At 54.4% G+C, this 3,707-nt stretch carries 3 protein-coding genes; 2 read left to right on the top strand and 1 reads right to left on the bottom strand.

Features of this window, described 5'->3' with window-relative positions; genetic code table 11:
* The first annotated feature begins 190 nt into the window (after positions 1-190).
* Positions 191-697: a DUF2004 domain-containing protein gene (locus CDA63_RS19900; protein ID WP_088466203.1), complete on the top strand. Its 507-nt coding sequence runs from the start codon at positions 191-193 to the stop codon at positions 695-697.
* A gap of 474 nt (positions 698-1,171) precedes the next feature.
* A complete protein-coding gene (locus tag CDA63_RS19895; protein WP_088466202.1) occupies positions 1,172-1,789 on the top strand; it encodes a porin family protein in 618 nt (205 codons plus the stop codon).
* Positions 1,790-1,905: 116 nt separating this feature from the next.
* Here the strand turns inward: CDA63_RS19895 and CDA63_RS19890 are convergent, their stop codons facing one another.
* Entirely contained in the window at positions 1,906-2,880 is a 975-nt protein-coding gene (locus CDA63_RS19890; RefSeq protein WP_088466201.1) for a T9SS type A sorting domain-containing protein, read from the bottom strand.
* Between the last annotated feature and the right edge of the window lie 827 nt (positions 2,881-3,707).

Raw genomic sequence — 3,707 nt, 5'->3', positions numbered from 1 at the left:
GGTTGAGCATCGCCTCTAGGGTGCCGGGGAGTGTTCCTAGTCGTTCAGCCACGTTCGTTAGTGGCAGCTACTGGCGGTTAGCTCGTTTACCTTCGGACCATTTTCTTGAACCCTGTGGGCTCGTCTATTCCGACTGTTGGGGTTCCCCCTTTAGCGTACCCTCCACCACATTCCACCCGCCGCTGAACCCATGAACTACTTGCTGCCCTATTTTGGCGAAATCAACCCCGCACAGCTGGAAGAGTACTACCAGACCACGGCGGTGGTGAAAGACTTGACGGTTAATCTGGACCTAAACTTTGAACACAAAACCATCAGTCCAGAAGTCCTCCGCGCCATTGAAGAGTTCTTGAACCACCTGACGCGGTGGGACGGGCACAACCACGCCGCGCTGGAGCAGGACTTTGCCGCAGACGGCGAAACGGCCGACCACATTACCTTTTATTTTGACGAACTCGACGAAGCGGAACTCTCCGCTCTGCTGCCTGCCGAGACGTCGCCCGACGCCCGGGCATTTCGGCTGCTGAAGGAATTGAAATTAATTCGTGTCGGCTTCTACCCCGACGGCAAGTACGACGAGGAACAGTTTGCCACTTTTGACTATGCCCTTTATTTGGCGGGAGAGCCGAGCAATCAATTGCTGGCGGTCAAAACCGACGAGCAAGGGAAAGTGCACCACATTACCTGGGAAAGTTAAGCGGTGCCCCATACAGACCAGAGACAGCACAGAAGCACGGGATAGAGCTAACCTAACGCTCCTTTCCCTGAACGGCAGGAAGCAGCCCGGCACTTAGTGGCCAGCTGACCCCAATGGGGCAGGGCGAGTTTAAGAAACCCGTCTACGAATCAAAGTTTACGAAACGCGCCAAGGAGATGAGTTTCGTAAACACCACGGTAGGAGTCTCGGGCTTCGGCAAACAGGATTTTAGGGGCAGTGGGGAAGTACAATTACTCCCGCTGTCATCTGGGTTTCGTCCCTTTACATAACATTAATTATACCCGCAATCGCGGAAAAGTAATACGGGTATACCAGACGAGTTTCGTCCTGTGATTGGTGCTCTCAAGCGCTAGCAGGCCCCCTATAATTCTTGTCAAGCCTTTATACAGTTTTGGGTTGCGTACTCGTTTTGTTCGTTGAAAGACTTCTATATACCCCCCTTCTCTATCTCGTATGAAACAGCTTTTCTGTACTAGTGTGCTCGTCGTTAGCAGCCTGTGGGCAGCACATGCGCAAGGCATCCGGGTTGGTCTGCGCGCCGGCGCTAATTATTCCACCGCAACGGGATCAGACACTAAAAATCTAGAAGGGTTATGGGGGCCAGCTGGCGGGCTCGTGGTGAATGTCCCCCTTACAACGGATGGCTTCTTCTCTTTACAGCCGGAGATAGCCTATGCTCGCAAAGGCTATGAGATGCAGAATGTACCGGGACTATATACAAATAGGGTCTTCTTACACTACCTCAACGCGCCCTTGTTGGCTAAAGTGAAGGTTGGCGGCTGGATAGCCGAGGCCGGTCCGCAAGTCGGGTACCTACTCGACGTGAAAGACCGTAATCCCACAATCGATCCGCGTCCCGCTAATCGCCCCAATCGTCTCGCTCCGTACCGGCGGTGGGAGCTGGGGTATGTGGCAGGGATCGGCTACGAACTCCAGAACGGTCTAGGCGTCGGCGTACGCTACAATGGTGGTTTCACCCGGATACGCCAGGAATCGGTCACGGTGCCGCTCACGCGCTCGCACAACAGCGCCTTCCAATTTCAACTTACCTACTTGGTGACTCGTCGCTAAGATATGGGCACTTACCACGAAGCTGCTCGATAATCTTAGACAGGCACCCGTAACGTTTTACAAACGGTCGTTTAGAAAACGTTATAAGCTTCGCTTTTACATGTTGTAAACCACGTTTACAAGATGTGAAGCGGCTTGCTGGCTTGGTATCCGCCTGTACCTTGTAAGCGCAGGATGTACCACCCCGCCGGTTGCGGCGGTAACGCGAGCACCAGCACCCCATCTGCGCCACACCGGACGAGCTGCGTGTGGCTCACCCGGCCCGTGGCGTCCACTAACTGCACCCGTAGCTCCGTGCGGGGTGCCGTGGCGGGCAACTGCACGGTGAGGGCCGTGTAGGCTGGATTTGGGTATACTACGAAGGGGGCAGCGGCACGGCCGTGCGCGGTGGACGTGGGTGTGGCGGCCAGCGTGGTAAAGGGCAGGCCTGGTCCACCCGTTCCCCCAGAACTTTGCCCGTTGGTGCAGTTGGTGAAAATCGTTATCCCATACATGGTGTTGGGCAGCAAGCCCGTCAGTTGCAGCGGCGATTGGGTCACGTTGTAACTCCCGACGAATGTAGAGTTGACCCCTTGTTGGATGCGGTGCACGTCTACGGTGTAGTTGCGAGCTGTACCGGGCGCGCCGGGCCCGAAGATAATATCGGCCGACGTTGCCCTAATGTTGACGGGTTGCACATCGTTGGGGCCGCCACAATATTCAGCCGTTCGCAAAGACAACTGCGCGGGCGCGGCGATTTGCCCACCGCCACACTGCCGCAGAATCTGCACGGTATAGTTGGTGTCGTACATCAGCATTCGGAGCCGCACGGCGGTTGCCTCGGCCGGCAAGGTATACGCCTGCGTGGCGGGCGTGGTAGTCACGGTGTAGCCAGCGGTTCCGGTAGCGCCAACAAAACGAACCACTGCGGAGAATTGCCCGATGCTATCGGCCACCAGCGCCGTTGCCGGGGCGCAGGCAGAACCCTGCGCCTGAGCGGTGCCGAGTCCGAGCACGGTAGCCAGCAGCCACCCACCGATACAGCGCTGACGCCAGGTGGAACGGATGTTCCGAGATAGAGAGATATCCTGAAGGGAGTAGCGTAAAATCATAGCGTAGATGGTAAAAAGAAGGGTTGAGTAAGGTAGCTAATAATATTTACTAGCCCTATCGCGGAGAAGTACCACGCCGGCAGCAGCGGCTGGCTAGGCCGAAATCTAACATAATTCCGTGACGCCGCTTATAACTAATGTTATGTTAGGGGACAGAACCCAGAATCAACACTCGCCCTACAGCGCAGTTGAACTTGTAAAGTGTCAATTTCACTCAATTAAAACTGCACACCTGGACCCCAGTAGAGCGAGTCAACGGCAACCCATTTGTTCTTCCTGTAAATGAACCAAACATAAAGTTTTCCTGGCCATCGCGACCAGAGGATCTGCTTGACCTGTACGTGAGTAGCTACTTCCTGAGGCGTGGCAGTATACAGGAGCCCATACTGAAATTCTAGCAGGCTAGTGCTTAAGGGAAAGGTCACACTGGATACAGGAGTTCCTAGCTCTATCACAACCGAGGAGAGTGCACGGCCTCGTAATTCCTGGTCGAATGAATCGGTTTTGCGACAGCTTGTGACTGATAGGCCAAGGATCAAGCAGATCACAATGCGCTTGATCAAAGCTGATAGTTCAAGCATACCTCAAGAGGGGAAATGTAGTTTAAGTAGTATAATATGTATGTCCGAGAAGTCGGTTTATGTGAAGTAACGCGCAGATGCAGCACTAGGTGTACGGTTTACTTCCTACGTTTAGGAAGTAAACCGTATGGCCCACACCAGTGAGGATGAGGTGGTCTAGCTAAGCCGGACACAATTGGGACGTTGTTTGAAGATGGGTTTCAAAGTGATTGGGCGATTGATAGCCGAGGGCAGAATGCCGGCGTT

Source organism: Hymenobacter amundsenii (assembly GCF_002204745.1).
GTDB lineage: Bacteria > Bacteroidota > Bacteroidia > Cytophagales > Hymenobacteraceae > Hymenobacter > Hymenobacter amundsenii.
Note: the sequence above shows the minus strand (reverse complement) of the source record. Positions and strands in the feature narration are given on the sequence as shown.

Excerpts from the sequence above, each read along its gene's own strand:
- CDA63_RS19895 (WP_088466202.1), top strand. The coding sequence starts at position 1,172 with ATGAAACAGCTTTTCTGTACTAGTGTGCTCGTCGTTAGCAGCCTGTGG.
- CDA63_RS19900 (WP_088466203.1), top strand. The coding sequence starts at position 191 with ATGAACTACTTGCTGCCCTATTTTGGCGAAATCAACCCCGCACAGCTG.
- CDA63_RS19890 (WP_088466201.1), bottom strand. The coding sequence starts at position 2,880 with ATGATTTTACGCTACTCCCTTCAGGATATCTCTCTATCTCGGAACATC.